Origin of the sequence: Arthrobacter sp. UCD-GKA, assembly GCF_001863355.1 — a bacterium.
Classification (GTDB): Bacteria; Actinomycetota; Actinomycetes; order Actinomycetales; family Micrococcaceae; genus Paeniglutamicibacter.
This window is the reverse complement of the sequence record NZ_MOLR01000006.1, coordinates 14,241-31,695: the sequence shown is the minus strand read 5'-3', so window position 1 is coordinate 31,695 and position 17,455 is coordinate 14,241. Positions and strand designations below refer to the sequence as shown.

General features: G+C 68.1%; 16 protein-coding genes, 1 tRNA gene and 1 other RNA gene. 6 read left to right on the top strand and 12 right to left on the bottom strand.

All coding sequences use genetic code 11. The annotated features are described in order from the left end of the window. Positions 1–16: 16 nt before the first annotated feature. The 3 genes from BLJ79_RS11755 to mptB (BLJ79_RS11745) form a co-directional block, all read right to left on the bottom strand. Positions 17–1,342, bottom strand: a complete 1,326-nt coding sequence (locus tag BLJ79_RS11755; protein ID WP_071214942.1) for a glycosyltransferase family 87 protein — start codon at positions 1,340–1,342, stop codon at positions 17–19. A gap of 61 nt (positions 1,343–1,403) precedes the next feature. After that, positions 1,404–3,008 (bottom strand): polyprenol phosphomannose-dependent alpha 1,6 mannosyltransferase MptB, encoded by a 1,605-nt coding sequence (gene mptB, locus BLJ79_RS11750; RefSeq protein ID WP_071214941.1) that lies wholly within the window; start codon positions 3,006–3,008, stop codon positions 1,404–1,406. After that, complete coding sequence (mptB, locus tag BLJ79_RS11745) at positions 3,005–4,555, bottom strand: polyprenol phosphomannose-dependent alpha 1,6 mannosyltransferase MptB (RefSeq protein WP_071214940.1); 1,551 nt, start codon at positions 4,553–4,555, stop codon at positions 3,005–3,007. The genes mptB (BLJ79_RS11750) and mptB (BLJ79_RS11745) overlap by 4 nt, the downstream gene beginning before the upstream one ends. A 353-nt stretch (positions 4,556–4,908) precedes the next feature. Here mptB (BLJ79_RS11745) and BLJ79_RS22905 point away from each other — a divergent pair, with 353 nt between their 5' ends. The 5 genes from BLJ79_RS22905 (at position 4,909) to BLJ79_RS11725 (ending at position 7,713) form a co-directional block, all read left to right on the top strand. Then, positions 4,909–5,115, top strand: a complete 207-nt coding sequence (locus BLJ79_RS22905; protein ID WP_139194840.1) for a hypothetical protein — start codon at positions 4,909–4,911, stop codon at positions 5,113–5,115. Between the two features lie 40 nt (positions 5,116–5,155). Further along, on the top strand, positions 5,156–5,773 hold the full coding sequence (gene orn / locus BLJ79_RS11740) for an oligoribonuclease (RefSeq protein ID WP_083411241.1): 618 nt from the start codon (positions 5,156–5,158) through the stop codon (positions 5,771–5,773). A gap of 139 nt (positions 5,774–5,912) precedes the next feature. Next, positions 5,913–5,988, top strand: a tRNA-His gene (locus BLJ79_RS11735). 220 nt (positions 5,989–6,208) lie between these two features. Continuing rightward, a complete protein-coding gene (gene def, locus BLJ79_RS11730; RefSeq protein ID WP_071214939.1) occupies positions 6,209–6,781 on the top strand; it encodes a peptide deformylase in 573 nt (190 codons plus the stop codon). A gap of 92 nt (positions 6,782–6,873) precedes the next feature. Further along, on the top strand, positions 6,874–7,713 hold the full coding sequence (locus BLJ79_RS11725; RefSeq protein WP_071215179.1) for an acyltransferase domain-containing protein: 840 nt from the start codon (positions 6,874–6,876) through the stop codon (positions 7,711–7,713). Between the two features lie 234 nt (positions 7,714–7,947). Here the strand turns inward: BLJ79_RS11725 and BLJ79_RS11720 are convergent, their stop codons facing one another. The 5 genes from BLJ79_RS11720 to rnpB form a co-directional block, all read right to left on the bottom strand. After that, entirely contained in the window at positions 7,948–9,408 is a 1,461-nt protein-coding gene (locus tag BLJ79_RS11720) for a glyceraldehyde-3-phosphate dehydrogenase (RefSeq protein WP_071214938.1), read from the bottom strand. Between the two features lie 179 nt (positions 9,409–9,587). Further along, entirely contained in the window at positions 9,588–10,601 is a 1,014-nt protein-coding gene (locus tag BLJ79_RS11715) for an alpha/beta hydrolase family protein (protein ID WP_071214937.1), read from the bottom strand. Then, entirely contained in the window at positions 10,586–10,903 is a 318-nt protein-coding gene (locus BLJ79_RS11710; protein ID WP_071214936.1) for a hypothetical protein, read from the bottom strand. Before BLJ79_RS11710 ends, BLJ79_RS11715 begins: the two co-directional genes overlap by 16 nt. A 65-nt stretch (positions 10,904–10,968) precedes the next feature. Continuing rightward, positions 10,969–11,181 carry a hypothetical protein gene (locus tag BLJ79_RS11705; RefSeq protein ID WP_071214935.1) on the bottom strand — a complete coding sequence of 71 codons (213 nt, stop codon included), beginning with the start codon at positions 11,179–11,181 and terminating at the stop codon, positions 10,969–10,971. 321 nt (positions 11,182–11,502) lie between these two features. Continuing rightward, positions 11,503–11,868, bottom strand: an RNA gene (rnpB, locus tag BLJ79_RS11700) — RNase P RNA component class A. Between the two features lie 125 nt (positions 11,869–11,993). On the opposite strand from rnpB, the gene BLJ79_RS11695 reads away from it, so the two are divergent. Then, positions 11,994–12,782: a YaaA family protein gene (locus BLJ79_RS11695; protein WP_071214934.1), complete on the top strand. Its 789-nt coding sequence runs from the start codon at positions 11,994–11,996 to the stop codon at positions 12,780–12,782. Here the strand turns inward: BLJ79_RS11695 and BLJ79_RS11690 are convergent. The 4 genes from BLJ79_RS11690 to BLJ79_RS11675 form a co-directional block, all read right to left on the bottom strand. Then, positions 12,779–13,279 carry a VOC family protein gene (locus tag BLJ79_RS11690; protein WP_071214933.1) on the bottom strand — a complete coding sequence of 167 codons (501 nt, stop codon included), beginning with the start codon at positions 13,277–13,279 and terminating at the stop codon, positions 12,779–12,781. The two genes, BLJ79_RS11695 and BLJ79_RS11690, sit on opposite strands and share 4 nt — an antisense overlap. Continuing rightward, positions 13,267–14,007: a zinc ribbon domain-containing protein gene (locus BLJ79_RS11685; protein WP_071214932.1), complete on the bottom strand. Its 741-nt coding sequence runs from the start codon at positions 14,005–14,007 to the stop codon at positions 13,267–13,269. The genes BLJ79_RS11690 and BLJ79_RS11685 overlap by 13 nt, the downstream gene beginning before the upstream one ends. 225 nt (positions 14,008–14,232) lie before the next feature. Then, entirely contained in the window at positions 14,233–16,002 is a 1,770-nt protein-coding gene (locus tag BLJ79_RS11680) for an HNH endonuclease signature motif containing protein (protein ID WP_071214931.1), read from the bottom strand. Between the two features lie 188 nt (positions 16,003–16,190). Next, positions 16,191–17,285: a Nif3-like dinuclear metal center hexameric protein gene (locus BLJ79_RS11675; RefSeq protein WP_071214930.1), complete on the bottom strand. Its 1,095-nt coding sequence runs from the start codon at positions 17,283–17,285 to the stop codon at positions 16,191–16,193. Positions 17,286–17,455 lie beyond the last annotated feature (170 nt).

Sequence of the window (17,455 nt, the reverse complement as noted above, 5' to 3'; positions counted from 1 at the left end):
GCCAGGGCATCCGGAATCAGAGTTCGGATCCGGCCTTGCGCCCCAGCACGAACTTGTCCCCGAGGTTTTCCAGCGGCCCGGCCAGCGGGTCGTCGACCCCCTCGGACCTGACCACGTCGCGCTCCGGGTTGCGGATGTCCCCGATGATCTTCACGCACAGGTACACCAGCATCCCCATGTGCGCGACGATGCCGATCCCGTAGAGGATCTCGATCGCCCAGGAATCCCCGAAGTACTTCAGCCCGGAGACCCACTTGGCGCTCCAGAGCCAGACGAACACCCAGTGGAACACCTCGATGCCCTGCCACAGAAGGAATTCGCGCCACTTGGGGCGGGCCAGCACGTAGAGCGGGATCAGCCACATCACGAACTGCGGCGAGTAGACCTTGCCGAAGAGCAGGAACGCGGCAACGATCAGGAACGCCAGCTGCGCCATGCGCGGGCGGCGCACGGCGCTCAGGCCCAGCCAGGCGATGCCCAGGCAGGCGATCCCGAAGAGCCCGTTGGACAGGTAGGACATGGTCGAGCCGTCCATCCCGGTCCAGACGAAGGCCAGCCACATCGAGGAGTTCCCCGCCGGGCGGTCCCCGGAGAAGGTGTAGAACCGGCTCCATTCGTCGAACGCCGTGAGCATGAACGGCACATTGACCGCCAGCCAGGCCACGACGCCGGAGGCCAGCGAGACCCAGAAGTGCCGCATCCGCCCGGTGCGCAGGCACAACACCAGGATCGCCCCGAAGAGGAAGAACGGGTAGAGCTTGGCGGCGGCGCCCAGGCCCAGCAGCACCCCGGCCAGCACGATGTGCCTGCGGGAGAACGCCAGCAGGCCGGTCATTGCCAGCATCACCGCCAGCAGGTCCCAGTTCAGCTGGCTGGTCAGGATGATGCCCGGGGCCAGCGCCACCATGATCGCATCCCGGCTGCGGTGCCGCGCTGCGTAGGCCACCGCGACGACGACCACGGCCCAGCAGATGAAGGACACCGCGGAGTTCACGTCGAAGTAGGCCAGCTGGCGTTCGGCGCTGAACCCGATGCCGGGGATCACCATGGCGGTGAGCCCGGCCATGATCGCCAGCAGCACCGGGTATTCCAGGGCCTGCTCGGCTGGCAGCCCGGTGAAGTAGGGGAAGAGCTTGTCGGCCATGCCGCGGGTGCCGAAGAGCTGGGTGAAGTCCGAATAGCACATGTGCAGGTGCTGTTCGGCGTCGGGCCAGCCGTTGATGCGGCACCATTGTTTGGTGAGCACCGCCAGCGAAGCGCCAATCACGGTGAGGACCAGCAGCCCGATGATGACCGGACGGGTTGCCTCGCGGGCGGTGAACAGGTTCTTGACCGGTTGCATCACGATCCGGTTGCCTCGTTTCTGGGTGTTGGGGTGGAAAGTCGGTGTGTGGGCGGCGGTGCTAGTTGCTGCCCTGGCGCAGCGGCCGGCGCCTGTCGGCACCGAAGATGGCCGCCGTCTTGGGGTCGATGAACACCAGGTAGGCCATGTAGGCCAGGGTGGTGGCTGCTGCAAAGAGGCGCACCGCCAGCAGCGAGAACCACTGGCCGATGGACAACTGGTCCACCACCCCGGAGAGCAGCACCAGCAGGCACAGGATGTACAGGGCGCGTTCCCAGTTCACCGGGTAGCGGCGGGACAGCGCGAAGAAGGGGATCAGCCACAACAGGTACCAGGGCTGGATGATGGGCGCCAGCACCACCGCGGCGCCCAGGGCATAGCCGGCGTAGAGCAGCGGGGGTCCGGCCGGGCGGCGGATGGCCAGCCAGAAGACGATGGCCAGGGAGGCCATCCGGAAGACCGTGAACACGATCCCGGCGATGAACCACAGGTCCCCGCCGGCCAGCGAGCCGATCCAGCCCGCGAGCATGCCCAGCAGCCCGACCGGCGCGTACGGGAAGGCCGCGGACCCGGCACCGGCCATCGCGGGGATCCAGCCGAACCACAGGCCCGAAGCCCAGCCCAGCAGCGCCATCACGGCACCGGCCACGGCACCGGTGTAGGCCCAGGCGCGGATCTTCGCGCCCAGGCCGGCGTTGGCCGCCACCATCGCCAGGCCGAGGAAGGGCAGCACCAGCACCACGATGGGCTTGATCGCGATCGCGGCGCTGGCGGCGAGGATCCCGGCCAGGCGGCGCTTGCGTGCCACCAGCACGAAGCCGAGCAGCACCCCGCCGACCATCAGCCCGTCGTTGTGCACCCCGCCGACCATGTTCAGCAGGAACAGCGGGTTGGCCACCGAGATCCACAGCGGCCAGGCCGCATCCCGGCCCGCGGCGCGGGCCAGCGCCACCACGGCCCAGGCGCACAGCGCCACCCCGCCCACGGCCACCAGGCGCATCAGCGCCACCCCGTACTCGGGCACCCCGCCGGAGACGAAGTACACGAACCGGGCGTACATCAAGAACAGCGGCCCGTAGGGCGAGGTGGATTCGGCCCACAGCGAGTCCGAGCCCTGCGCGAACCAGCCCGGCAGCTGGGAGACCCACTCGGTGTAGGGCGAGAGTCCGGCATGCATCAGCCGGCCCTGGCCCAGGTAGGAGTAAACGTCCTTGGACAGGATCGGGAAGGAGAACAGCAACGGGATCGACCAGACCCAGATGGACTTGGCGACCACCGCCACCGGGTTGGCCTCATCGGCCTGGGCGCGCTGGCGCAGCCGCAGCCAGGCGCGGAAGAGCAGCATCGAGCCCAGGGCCAGCAGCAGCGTGCAGACGATCACCCCGAGCATTTCCACGCGCAGCGGCAGCAGCACCTTCGCCCGGGCCAGCAGGGATTCCTGCGAGCTGGGGATCCAGCCCACGCCCCAGGACCCGACCATCACCATGATCGAGGCGAGCAGCCCCTGGGCGATGGCGATGTCCGGGGTGTTCTCCCCGCCGCCGGTGAGGTGGCGCAACCCCGGGACCCGGGAGCTGCGCTGGCGCAGCGTCTCCAGGGCGCGGGTGGCGCGAACGAAGCGGCGGCCGGGTGCCGGCGGCGAAGCCGGGCGCGGGGCGGGGCTCACGGCGTAGGCACCCCGGGATCGCGGCGCACCGGTCCGGTTCCGCGGCGCAGCCGGGCCGGCAGCGTCGCGGCAAAAAGTTGCTTGGTGCGCGGGTCCAGGAACGCCAGGTAGGCCATCGCCACCCAGGAGATCCCCGTGGACAGGTGCTTGACCCAAGGGTCGAGGTCGGAGAGGAACTGCCAGATGAAGATCTGGTCCGCGGCGCCGAAGGCGATGAAGAACGCGGTGGTGAAGTAGACCCAGAGCAGCTGCCAGTCGTCCCGGATGCCGGTGATGGCGAAGAAGGGCAGCAGCCACAGGATGTACCAGGGCTGGATGATCGGCGAGAGGACCACCAGCGCGGAGAATGCCAGGGCCATGCGCTGGACGAGGTGCGAGTGCTTGCCCTTGAAGATCAGCACCAGCACGAGTCCCACCGAGGCGAGCCGGCCGACAAGCTTGAGGACCGGCAGCAGCCAGTCGGTGGGCAGCCCGATGGTCCCCAGCGCGCCCGAGAGCACGGAGTTCAACGCGCCCACCGGGGCGAAGACGACGGTGCCGGTGCCGGTGCCCAGCATCACGGTCAGCCAGCCGAAACCGTACCCGTTGGCCCAGCCGATGATCGCCATGATGATGCCCACCAGCGACGCGGTGTACACCCAGTAGCGGATCTTGCGTCCCCAGCTTGCCCCGGACCCGGCCCAGAGCAGCCCGATGAACGGCAGCAGCACCAGGGTGATGGGCTTGACGCCGATGGACGCGGCGATCAGCACCACCCCGAGCACGCCGCGGCGCGTGGCCGCGTAGTAGGTCCCGGCCAGTGCCAGGCCGACCATCAGCGAGTCGTTGTGCGCGGAGGCGACGAAGCTGATCAAAAACAGCGGGTTGGCCACCGAGATCCAGGTGGCCTTGGCGCCGGAGACGTTGTGCAGCGCGGCGATCTTGGGCACGTAAACCATGCACAGGATCACCCCGAGGAAGGCGACGAGGCGGAAGAGCAGCACCGAGGCGTCCGGGCTCGTGCCCACCAGCCGATTCACCCAGTACTCCACGTTCAGGTAGAGCGGGCCATAGGGGGTCTCGGATTCAGCCCAGGTGATGTCCGCGCCCAGTTGGAACCAGTTGTTCAGCGTGGAGATGCCATCGACGTAGGGATCCTGCCCGGCGGCCACCAGCCGGCCCTGGCCGATGTAGGCGAAGACGTCGCGGGAGAAGATCGGCAGCGCGGCCAGCATCGGGACGCTCCAGGCCCAGACCGCCTTCTTCACCACGGCCAGGGACCCCTCGGGCCAGCCGGCCAGTTGCTGGCCCAGCCGCAACCAGGCACGGAACAGGATCCAGCAGCCCAGGGTCAGCACGACGGTGCCGGTGATGACCCCGGAGTACTCGGTGCGGATCGCGATCAGCAGCGGGTAGCGGTTCAACGGGGAGGCACTGGCCAGCCAGCCGATGGCGTAGGAGCCCAGCAGGATCATGACCGATCCGATGGTGCCCTGGATCAACGGGGACAGGTGCGGCCCGCGGCCCGCACGGACCTTGGCGCCGGCGGTGGATCGCACGTCGTTCATCTGCGCCCCGCTCCTGGTTCGTCGTATCTTGGCTGTAGGTTCCGGCCGGCGTGTCCCATGGGGTGCCGACCCGGAAATTTGCGCGCTTCCGTGGCGCGCAAGGGCGCGGCGGTCCGCGCAAAAATCAAGTCCGATCCTAGCACCGCAAGCAGGGTTTGCCCGGGAGGCAAGGCCCGGGTGCGCGCGAGCTCACACCACCATTCTCTCCCTGTGCGCCCCGGGCGGACCCCCTTGCCGACGCATCGGCCACCCGCCGCGGCCCGGATGCTGGCGTGGCTAACAAGCCGGCGCCCGGGATGCCTGCATAGGCTTGGAGCAGGTACATCGATCACAAGCGGAAACGAGGCCACACCGTGGGCAGGCGTGCAAAGAGCGTACGGAATCCGGTGCGCAACCATTCGCTGCTGGGATGGGGCATCTTCCTCTCCCTGCTGCTGGGCATCGCCTCCCCTCAGTTGGGCATGAGCCTGGTGGCCTCGATGGCGCTGGCCGGAACGGGACTGGCGGTCTTTGTGATGCTATGGCTGCTCTCGGCAACGCGCGGCTCCTCCGGGCAGTAGCCGGGCCCCCGCCGGGGTGTCATCGGGTAAATTGGGGTCCGTGCCTATTTCAGCTGAAAAAATTGTGTGGATCGACTGCGAGATGACGGGCCTTAGCCTGGAATCGGACGCATTGATCGAAGTTGCGGTCCTGGTGACGGACGCCGAGCTCAACATCCTGGGTGACGGGGTCGACGTGGTGATCAAGCCCCCCGCGGCCGCCATGGAGCAGATGGGCGACTTCGTGCGCAACATGCACACCAGCAGCGGGCTGATCACCGAGCTGGATGCCGGCCTGGAGATGGCCGACGCGCAGAAGATCGTCATGGACTACATCCGCTCCCACGCCCCGGAGCCCAACAAGGCTTTGCTGGCCGGAAACTCCGTGGGCACCGACAAGAACTTCCTCGCCCGGGACATGCCCGAGGTCACCGACCACCTGCACTACCGGATCCTGGATGTCTCCACCCTCAAGGAGCTGGCCCGCCGCTGGTACCCCCGCGCCTTCTTCGCCGCCCCGGCCAAGACCGGCAACCACCGCGCCCTGGGCGACATCCGCGATTCCATCGAGGAACTGAAGTACTACCGGGCCACCGTCATGGTCCCCGCCCCGGGCCCGGATTCCGCGTCGGCAAAGGCCGCCGCGGCCCAAATCGTTGCCCAAAGGCCAGCTGATTAGGCACTGTGTCGCACAACACAGGCCCTGAGGCCCTTTTCGAGTTGGCACTCCACCTCGATATGTGTGTAAGATAGTTCTCGTTGCCCAGCAGTTCGGAAGAGATTCCGGGCCAGGGACAACTAGCCTCAGGGCGAACTTGGTGGGTATAGCTCAGTCGGCAGAGCGTCTGGTTGTGGTCCAGAAGGTCGCGGGTTCAATCCCCGTTACTCACCCCAATGAAGCCGCTCCGGATCAATCCGGGGCGGCTTTTGCCATTCCGCCGTGGTTCCGGTTTTTCCGGCGGGCGGGTCAGGCACCAGCCCACCCGGCGTCCGGCGTTGTGATTCAGCGCGGGGCAGGGCTATCGTCGTGGTTGGCCACGCACCTGCGTCGCGCCCGGGGCCTCCCGCTCCCCCATCCGCACACCGTTTTACGAAAAAGCACTGAGGAGAAGTCTTGAGCATTCGTCCGGTCACCATCTACGGCGAACCCGTGCTGCACACGCGCGCGAAGGAAGTCACCGAGTTCAACGACGAACTTCGTGCCCTGATCACCGACATGTACGACACCATGGATGCGGCCAACGGCGTCGGGCTGGCCGCCCCGCAGATCGGCGTGGGGTTGCGCATCTTCACCTACGAGTACGCGCACGACGACTATGCCCCCACCCGTGGCGTGGTCGTGAACCCGGTGCTGACGCTCTCGAAGATCTCCGGTGCCGCCCCGGACCCGGAAGAGGACATCGAGGGCTGCCTGTCGGCCCCGGCCCTGAACTTCCCGCTCAAGCGCGCCGAGTTCGCCCGCATCGAAGGCTTCGACGGCGACGGCAACCCGGTGGCCTTCGACGCCACCGGCTGGTTTGCCCGCATCATGCAGCACGAGTACGACCACCTCGACGGTTACCTCTACGTCGACAAGCTGCCCGAGAAATGGGCCAGGCGCTGGAAGAAGGCCAAGAAGTCCCTCGAATGGGGGGTTCCCGGGCTGACCTGGATGCCCGGCACCGATGAGGACCCGTTCGGCCACTAGCCCGAGCGCCGTATCCCGCCGCCGGCATACCTCGCGGCACACGCCCCCCGTCGATGCACCCACAGGCGCTCCCCGCCAGCAAGCAGGTCACCATGATTGAGCAGCTTCACCCGCGAATCGTTGCGGCGGTCCTCGAATTGTGCGCCGTTCCGGAACCCGACGTTGCCGCTTGCACGGCCATGCTGCGCACCGAAGCCGGGGAACCGGTGCTCAGCGCACTGGCCGCCCTTGATGCACGCTGGGGCTCGTTCCCGGCCGAGGGGCTGCGGACGCTGCCCGGCGTCGATTCCCGGGCCTGGATCGAGGCGCTGCTGCGCTTCGCCCCGGTGGCGGCCGCACGCATGGAAGGGATGCGGATTCCCGCAGCGGTGATCGAGGCGACCCTGGCGGATATCGGTGCGCAACTGCACTGGCACCGCCGCACGCACGGGGGCTTCGGGCTCGACACCGCGTGGTGGACCACCCTGCACCTTTCCGGTTCGCTGTTCCGGCTGGGACGCCTGCAATTCCACCTGCACCGCGACCCGGCACACGGTCCCTGGGCGGTGGGCCTCCACATCCCCGAAGACGGAGCGCTGGATCCCGGCTCCGTCGATGCGTCGCTGCGGCTTGCCGCCACCTTCTTTGCGGAGCACTTCCCCGCACAGCGCATCGACCATGCCTACTGCGATTCCTGGCTGCTCGATCCGCATCTTGCCGACGAACTGCCGAACTCGAACATGGCCGGATTCGCCGCCCGCTTCACGAACGTCGAGCTGCGCGAGGAGCCGGGCGACGCGCTGTACTTCACCTTCCGGGTACCCGCGGACACGGAGATCTCAACGCTGCCGAGGGACTCGTCCCTGCAGCGGGTGGTGCTCGAACGCATCGAGGATGGCGGTTCATGGCAGGTGGGCAAGGGTCTTGCGCCCTGGCCGATGCCCGTCGGCTGAATCCCGCCCGCTATGCGTGGGGTTCGAAGGGCAACCGGGTGGGGAAAACTCGCTGTCCCGCCCCTCGGGCCCGGGAGGCAGCCCCGCCCAACCGCTTCCAGGCGGCCGCCGTGCCCGCACCCAGGATCCCGGCGGGCAACGCCACCGATGCCCGGGTTTCGGCGTTAACGCCGAAGCGGGCCGCACCCTCCTTCGATTCTGAAGAAGGGTGCGGCCCGCCTTGCGGACGTGCTGCTAGACGCCTGCGACCTGGACCGCGGCGATGGCGGGCACGGCGACCGGGTGGGTGCCGGCCATGGTTTCGATGACGCGCACCACCTGGCAGGAGTAGCCGAATTCGTTGTCGTACCAGACGTAGACGACGGCGTTCTTGTCCGAGACGATGGTGGCCAGGCCATCAACGATGCCCGCACGGCGCGATCCGACGAAGTCGGTGGAGACCACCTCGGGCGAATCGATGTAGTCGATCTGCTTGTGCAGTTCGGCACCCAGCGAGGTCTCGCGCAGGTAGCTGTTCAGCTCTTCCTTGGTGGTCCCGTTTTCCAGGTTCAGGTTCAGGATCGCCATGGAAACGTCCGGGGTGGGGACGCGGATGGCGTTGCCGGTCAGCTTGCCCTCGAGTTCCGGAAGGGCCTTGGCAACGGCCTTGGCGGCACCGGTCTCGGTGATGACCATGTTCAGCACCGCCGAGCGTCCACGGCGCTCGCCCTTGTGGAAGTTGTCGATCAGGTTCTGGTCGTTGGTGAACGAGTGAACCGTCTCGACGTGTCCGTGCACGACGCCGTAGCGGTCGTTCAGCGCCTTGAGCACCGGGGTGATGGCGTTGGTGGTGCAGGACGCGGCGGTGACGATCTTGTCCTCGGCGGTGATATCGGTGTGGTTGATGCCGTGGACGATGTTCTTCAGGTTGCCCTTGCCCGGTGCGGTGAGCAGCACGCGGGAAACGCCCTTGGCGGCCAGGTGCTGGGACAGGCCGGCCTCGTCGCGCCAGCGGCCGGTGTTGTCAACGACGATGGCGTTGTCGATGCCGTAGGAGGTGTAGTCGACGGTGGCCGGGTCGTTCGAGTAGATGACCTGGATCAGCGTGCCGTTGGCGAGGATGGTGTTGTTTTCCTCGTCCACGGTGATCGATCCGTCAAACGGGCCGTGGACCGAGTCGCGGCGCAGCAGCGAGGCGCGCTTGACCAGGTCGTCGTCCGAGCCCTTGCGCACGACGATGGCGCGCAGGCGCAGGCCGTATCCGCCGCGTTCGATGAGGATGCGGGCCAGCAGCCGGCCGATGCGGCCAAAGCCGTAGAGGACCACGTCGGTCGGCTCGGCATCGGTGGCGCCGGCCTTGCCGACCTTTTCGCCCAGTTCCTCGACGAGGAAGGCGTTCAGGTCAGTGGAACCGGATTCGACGAACTTCTTGTTCAGGCGGCCCAGGTCGACCGCGACGGCGCCGACGTTCAGGGCGTCAATGGCCTGCAGCAGCGGCATGGTCTGCTCGATGGAGAGCTCTTCGCCCTCGACACGGCGAACCACGCGGTGTGCCTTCAGGATGTTGATGACCGACTGGTTGATCAGCTTGCGGCCATAAATGGAGGTCACCACGTTGTTGTTGCGGTACAGGCGCCCGATCAACGGGATCATGGCCTCGGCGAGCTCTTCGCGCCCGCTCCATTCCTGTAGGGCTTCGACAGACTGCTGGGTCACTGAAAATCCTTCCGATTCAGCCGGCTGGCGATCCTCTAGCCGGTTGTTACCGCTAAAGCACCTTTGCAGAAGCGGTTGTTTGAGGGGGTAGCAGGATCATTCCCCCGTGGAGCGCTATGGCCCACCATCCATTCTAGTATGCGTGCGCGGCGATCTTCGGCACGGGCCGGTGAGGTCTCTCACACCCGTCGTGGCGCCGGGCCCGCGCCGCTGCTGGGCGGGAACCTCTCCCCGGTGCCGGGCAGGTTTCCGCTTGCCGCCCACGGGTCGATGCCGTGCTCGAGCCAGGAGACGGTCTGGCGCCAGAACGTGTCGCGGTAGCTGTCGTGAAAGAGCCCGAAGTGCCCGATGCCCTCGCGCCCGTAGTCCCGCGGTTCCAGGTGGTGCGTGCTGGCCGGTGCCCGCGGGGTCCCGGCAAGCGCGCGGGCCATGGCCGAGGCGGTGGCATAGGGGTCGTCGGTGGGTGCCACCGCGAGGATCGGTGTGCGCAACGCCCGCTGGGCTTCGCGCATCCGTTCGCGTAGGCCGGCCGGTGCGTTTCCGGTGAAGTCCTTCCGGCTGCGCGCCCAGTCCAGGGCGACTCCCCGGGGCAGGTCCTCGAGCCAGCCGCGCCGCTTGCCCGGGAAGAACCCGTGCACCAGCGTGGACAGCGGCATGGACAGGTGCCATCGGGCGAGGAATCGTGCGCGGTGCCCCGTGGCGTAGTCGCGCCAATGGGCGTGCTGTGCCCCGACGGTCAGGATGCGGGTGAGGTGCCGGGATTCAGGTGCCAGGCCCACGCCGAATCCACCGAAGCTGTGGCCGACGAAGAACAGCGGGAGGCCTTCGTGGCCGGTCCGTGCCCAACGCAGCGCGGCATCGATGTCCCGGGCTCCCCAGTCGTGCCAGCGGGCCCGGAATCCGCGCAGGGTGGCGGGCGCGGAGGCGCCAATGCCGCGGTAGTCGAAGGTCACCGCGATGAATCCGTTCGCGGCAAGGAAAGCAGCGTAGCGGCGGTAGTAGCGGGCGAGCACGCCGGTTGCCGCAGCAATGACGACGACGCCCTGGGGTACGGCGCCGGCGGGAGCGACCTGGGGCACCGTTGCTTCGAACACGTGCCCGTGCAGGACCTGGCCATCATCGCAGGTGATCTCGATTGGCGCGGGACCAGCCGTGTTCCGGTGCGCCCGCGCGGGATCTAGCGCGGGGTCCATGGTTCCCCGGGCGTGTCCTCGGAACCGTCCGCGGCTTCGTGCGGGTGCTTGGGAGGGCTGTGCGGGAAGCCAGCCAGCGGGTCGCGGTCCTGCCCCTGGGCGGACTCATGGACCTGGCGCTTTTGCTCCTCCCGGGCCTGCTGGGCGGCCGAGCCGGAGGGTTGGTAAAAGTTGTTCAAGGCATCGAAGACGCCACCGGCGCCGCTTCCTCCACCATCGGTGGGGAACGTGAACTTCGAGGCGGCCCAGAGCAATCCGAGGCACAGCACCGGTATCGCGATCAGCCAGAAAAGCCACTCCATGACTTGAGTCTAATGCCGGGCCCACCTGCTGGCCGCTCGGCTCCCTGCTGCCGCCCGGTTCCGGCTCATGCGACTTGCAACCTACGGGGCGTCACCTGTGGTTCTTCCGAAGCGGCCAGCTGGGCGGCTTGGGCGGCATCCGAAGCCTGGGCGGCGGGGATCCCGTGGTCCAGGGCTGCAGCCATGATGGCCTCGAGGGCCTCGATTCGTTCGTTCAGGAGAATCCGTGCGGAGGCCACGTCCTCGGCGGCGGCACGGATCAATTCCAGCTGGTGCACGGTGGAGTCCTTTCAATCGCGTCGAAATCTGCAGGCAAAATTGTAGCCAAGGCATCGACCCTGCTCAACCCGTCACCGGCTGACTGAAGGCAAGTCCGCGTTTCTGCCTGTGCGGGAAGGTGCGCCGGCATGAGTTGCTCGATGATTGGGCGTGCCGGGCGGCCTTGATACGGCTCTTCCACATCCGCCGGGCGAAGATTCGTGGCGGTTTCATGGCGTTCAGCCCGTGATGCGCCGGGCGTCCTCGGGAATCCCGGCGGCATGCTGGACCACGCAAGAGCCGCTGCCCCCGTTGCTTGCAAGTGATGCGGCGGCGTTGAATGGACGGGATGACACGTACGCCGGGTTTTGTGCCGCGGTCGGTTACCCGAATCACGGTGACGATCATCTATCTAGGAGTGCCGTTGCCGACACCCTCAAGCGGTCCACCCGACTGCATTGAGCGAACAACCCAGCAGTCTGTCTGACCTTGCTCCGGGTGGGGTTTACCAAGCCACTCCAGTCACCTGGAATGCTGGTGGTCTCTTACACCACCGTTTCACCCTTACCCGCACGAATGCGGGCGGTCTATTCTCTGTGGCACTAGCCTGCGGGTTACCCCGAGTGGGCGTTACCCACCACCCTGTTCTGCGGAGCCCGGACGTTCCTCGGGCCACTTGCGTGGCACGCGATCGTCTGGTCATCCCGTCCAGCAAACAAGTCTAGTCGCTTTTGGGCTGCAGCTTGACACCAGGCAGGCGGGGAAACGCCATCTCCTGGTTGGCGGCGTAGCGGAGTCAGGGGAAAGGCCACGTGAAGACTAAGCTGGATCGGTGCTGATTCTGCTTCCGCCCTCCGAGGGCAAACAACCTGCCGGGAACGGCTCCCCGTTCAACCCCGACGAGCTGCAGTTCCCCGAACTGAACCCGCACCGCCATGAGCTGTTGAAGGCACTGGCAGAGGTGTCGGGTGCCGAAAACGCGCTCGAGGTGCTCGGCGTGGGCAAGTCGTTGGTCGCCGAGGTGACACGCAACATCGAGTTGCACACCGAGCCGGCGGCCGCAGCCCACACGGTATACACCGGTGTGCTGTTCGAAGCCTTGGGCTATGAGCGGCTCGATGCCGCGGCCCGGGCACGTGCGGATTCCAGCATCCTGGTGATTTCCGCGCTCTGGGGGGCCGTTGGATTTGCCGACCGGATTCCGGCCTACCGGCTGTCGATGTCCGTGAAGCTGCCCGAGATCGGGAAGCTGGCCAGCTGGTGGAAGCCGAAGTTGGCTCCGGTGCTCCAGGAGCGGGCCGGCGATTCGCTGGTGGTTGATTGCCGCTCCAGCACCTATGCCGCCGCCTGGGTTCCGCCGGCGGCCAACACCGTCAGCGTCTCGGTGTTCCAGCTGCGCGGCGGGGTGCGCAAGGTCGTGTCCCACTTTGCCAAGCACACCCGCGGGGAGTTGGCCTCGCACCTGCTCACCCGCGGCACCGAGGTGACCACCCCGGAGGAATTGCTGGCCGCCGCCTGCGAACGCTGGGAAGCGGAACTGGCGCCCGGCACCGCACGCAAGGCGCACCAGCTGAACATCATCCTGCCCGAAGACCACGCCTTCAGGGCAGTCGGCGACTAGCTCGCCGGATTGCCGCCGGCGGCAGCAGGTTCGGCGCCCCGGGGTCCGTCATTGACCGGCGCCTCGGCAACCAACTCGATTTCAAACCCGGCCGGGTCCTCCAGGTAGGACGCGTAGTGTGCCGGACCACCGGCATGCGGGTGGGTCTCGGCAAAGAGCAGCGCAAAGCCGCGGGACAGCGCCTGCGCGGTGAGTTCGTCGACCCTGCGGCGCGATCCGGCGGCGAAGGCTAGGTGGTTGACGCCCGGCGCCTTCCGTCGATGGGGTTCTTCGAGCACGTCGGGACCCGATTCCAGCACGATGTAGTCATGCGCCCCGACATAGCTGGTTCCGTCCTTCCAGGAGTCCCCCGGCGTGTAGCCAATTTCCTCGAAGAGCCAGCCGAGCGTGGCCCGGGACGCAGCAAGGTCGCGGACCCAGATCTCCGTGTGGTGCAGCCGACCGGAACGAGGCGAAATCACCGAGTCCTGGGCCGCGTGGGTGCCTACGCTCCCCATTCGTCGCTGCGCACCAGGATGGCGCCGGTGTCGGGGCAGAAGACCAGTTCGTCGGCCGGTGCCGCCTTGATCTCGCCCAGGTCGCCCGCGGACAACGCGATGCCGCTGGCCTCGGAGGTGCCGTGGAAGAGGCGGGCCGCACCGATACCGTTGCGGGTGCGCAGCCGCTCGTAGATGGTGATGAGTGCCTCGTCGAAGGTGGCCACCAACGTGGCTCGGGCCGCCCGGGATTCGGCAAGCTGGTCTTGCAGCGCGGCAACGGCGGCATCGCGGCGGGCCAGGTGTTCCGCATGTTCGCCGGTGCGGGTGGCGGTGAGGGATTGGGCCTGCGCTGCCCGCTCCTGCACGTCCTCGAGAGCGGACATGAGCTCAAGCTGGGTGTCTTCAAGCTCGTTGCGGCGGGCGGTGAGCGAGTCGATCTCGTGGGACAGCGCCATCAAGTCCTGGTGCGTGCCTGCCCCGGCATCGATGCGCTTCTGGTCCTTCCCGATGTGGGCCACGACCTTTTCGACGGCCCGCTCGGATTCCTTCAGTGCCGCGGCCGCGGCGTCGACCTCGAGCTGCACCTCGGACTGCGCTGCGCGGGCTTCGGCGAGGGCGGCTTGGGCTGCGGCCAGCTGTGCGTCGGCGGTGGCCTCGGCGATCTGTCGGGTGAGCTTGGTGGCCTGCGAGTCGAGCGCCGCCACGTCCAAGAGTCGAAGCTGTTCCGCCGGTGCTGCCTTTGCCATGGTGTCCTCCGCTGTGCGCGCTGTGGCGCTGCCGTTCCTGGTGAGCCGTGGCGATCAGTGACCGCCTAGGCCCAACCCTAGTCAGTCCGGGTACGTCGTGGTGATTGTGACCCGCCGGTATCTGCGGAAGGCGCACGTTCCTGCCCGGACGTGGGCCGCGAGGCGGGCGCGGAGAGCCGGTGGCAAGGCGTTGGGGCAAGGCCGTTGCCTGGGCGGGAGTCGGTTTCAGGCGGCTGCGGCTTCGGGGTGGAAGACCCAGTTCCGCCGGGGTCTTTGAAGCGGGTCGCGTGACTTGGGCAGCACGACGAGCGGGATTCCGTCGACGACCCGGATGCTGAAGTGTCCCGCGTGAAAGGCTGTGTGGCACCGGATGCAGAGCAACAGCCCGGAGCTCACGTTGGTCTCTCCCCCTTCGGAGAAGGGCTTGATGTGGTGGACCTCGGTGCGGTGCACGGGCATGGAACAGCCGGGGTTGGCGCAGCCGCGATCGCGGGCGGCGATGGCGCGCTTCTGGCCCTTGGTGAAGAAACGCTTGCGCCGGCCCAGGTCCAGGGGCTGGCTTTCCCCGCCCACGACCACCGGTGTGATCCCGGCGTTGCAGGCCATGCGGCGGGCCGAAGCGGCTGAGATGTACTGGCCGTGGCTGGTGAACCCGGCGGCTTCCAAGGCCCCGGTGAGCGCGGCGTAATCGATCATGACCAACAATTCGATGCGGGAGTTCAAGGGCATCCCGGGATCCGCGGCGGCGGGGTCCATCCAGGCGCGAAGTGCCTCGAACAGGGCGGTGGAGAGGCGTCGGGCGCGGCGCCTGGCGTTGGCCTCGTCGCGGGTCTCGCCGGGGTACAGGTCGTTGTCGGGAAGCCCGTAGGGGTTGGCGCAGGGCAGTGGCTTGCCCACGTCGTTGAATCCCGCACGCGGGCGCTGCCCGGCGGGAGTGTCCGGGTTGGCGGCCCAGTCGGGAATCGGCAGGGCGTCATCGACGCGTTCGATGGCCTCGGCGGCGCCGACAGTGCCCTGGAGTCCCGAATCCCCACGCAGCGTCGGTGCGGAAGCGGGTTCCGGGGCGGTTTGGGTGCCGGAGTCGGTGCGCGGATTGTTCAGGTCGTCGGCCAAGGTGCAAAGGAACTCGTGCCCCTCGGCGTCGGTGGTCAGCTCCCAAAGGTGCCCGGCGGGCCGGAGGCCACGGTAGCGCAACCCCTCGAACCGGGCCATTGCGGCCTCCTGCCGTTGAATGCTGGTGTGTCCAAGATCGACGGCCGCCTGCTTGAGGAACTTGCCGACGGCTGCCTCATCGGCGGTGTGCAGGGCGCGGGCAACCTGTGCCTCCAGGGCGGCCCGTGCCGCGTCCGGGTCCGGTTGCGCCTCCAAGACCGGTTCCAGGGCGGCCAGCTTCGCCGCGGCGTTGGCCAGGGATTTCGGATCCGAGGAGCCGCCGACCAGCTGCCGGCCCAGGTTCGGGAAGGCCGGCGGGCGCGTGGTGCCGTCCGGGCCGGGGTGCTCCATGAGGCGGGCGTGGGTGCGGACGCGGTGGGCGGCCTGGAAATAGCTCAGGTGCAGCTGGTTCTTGAGGAACTCCGCGGTGTCGCGGTGCAGGGGCTTGCGGTCGGGTCCGGTCACTGCATCCGCCGGCAACCCAACGGCACCGCTGGCGAAGCCGACCGGGTCTTCGAGCGCCGCGTTGGTTTGGGCCAGGGGTGCCTCGGTGAGGGTGTGGACCTCGGCGGCCTCGCAGGCGCCTGCGGCCAACATCTGCCCGTAGGACCCGGTGCGGAACAGGCCCTCGGCCACACGCGCCAGTGCCGCGGCCCGGACCGGGGATCCGGCCGTGGAGGCGGCCGCCTCCTCCAGCACGCGGCGGGCGGCCAGGTCCACGATGGTGAGCAGCCGCAGCGGATCGACGGGGGTGCCGGGCCCGGAATCTTTTCCGGTGCCCGCCCCCAGGGCCCCGCCGAGTGCGGCGAGGGCCGTGTCGATGATGCCGGCCGGTGAGTCCATGGGATCCATCGTGCCCCCCGCCTCTGCGCCCGCCACCACCTGCGGCAAATCTGTGGATAACCGGCGAAGGCCGTCCAATCGGCAGGGAACGGCGCGGACGTAAAAGATGCGGTGCGCTCTCCCCTGCGCCCGGGTGGTCCGGGCGGGGAGCGCGCACCGCATCGAGGCCGGTGGGCCGGGAAAGTCGGTTACGGGGTCAGGATGAAATCCCAGGGGTCGGTGTTGATCGCCGAGACCCCGATCTCCACGTCGTGCCCCAAATCATGCAGCACGTTCTTCAGCGCGTCGGCGGCGGAGGGCAGCCAGAGCCACTCCGAGGCGAAGTGCGAGACATCAATCAGGTACGGCTTGCCGTTCAGCGCGGCCTCGCGGGCCTCGGAGGCCGGATGGTGGCGCAGGTCGGCGGTGACATACACGTCCGCCTCGGAGGCGCGGACCGCGTCGAAGAGCGAATCCCCGGCCCCGCCGCAGACCGCGACCTTGCGCACGATCCCGGCGCGTTCCCCGGCCACGCGCACTCCCCCGGCCACCGCCGGCATCGCGGAGAAGACGCGGGAGGCGAACTCGTGCAGCTGCATCGGCTCGGGCAGCATGCCGACCCGGCCTATCCCTTCCTCGGGCAGCCCGTCCCTGGAGGGCGCCAGCGGCTGGGTTTCGGTGAGCCCGAAGATGTCCGCCAGCACGTCGGAGACCCCGCCGATCGCCGAGTCGGCGTTGGTGTGGGCGGTGACCAGGGCGCAGCCGGATTCGATGAGCAGGTGCACGGCCTCGCCTTTGAACCCGTTGGCGGCCACGGAGTTGACGGGCTTGAGCAGCAGCGGGTGGTGGGTGATCAACAGGTCAGTGCCGCGGGCCACCGCATCGGCCACGACTTCCAGGGTGGGGTCCACGGCGAACATGATGCGCTTGACGGGCCGCTCGGGGCGCCCGACGACTGGTCCCACCGAGTCCCAGGGCTCGGCCAGCGACGCGGGCCAGAGTTCCTCGACGGCGACGAGCACCTGTCCGAGCGTTGGGGTGGACAGTGGCGCTTCGTCGTCGGCCGGTGCCGGATCGGGCGCCTCGGGGTCCGGGCCCGGGGCCGCGGTGTCCTGTCCCTGCTGCGCGACGGGGACCTCGGCGGTGCCCGGTCCGGGGTTGGGTTCCGTTGCCGTGGCGCTGCCGGCAGCGCCGGTCCCCTCGGGGTCCGCAGCCATGTTTGCGGTGTCGGCGGATGCTGGCTGGCCCGAATCGGACCCGGAGACGATACGCATGCCGTGCGGCTGCTGCTTGTTGCTCTGCATGCCTCTACCGTAACTGCCCCGGCCCCGAATGGACGCATGTGCGGCCCGGAAAATGCGCATCCGCGTGCCGCCGGGGGCCGCTGAAACGGCCCGGGAATGAAATCCAGGTATCGGCGCTTGAACACAGATGTGAACGACTTCTCAATCTCCAGCACCCCCATCCGCTTCGC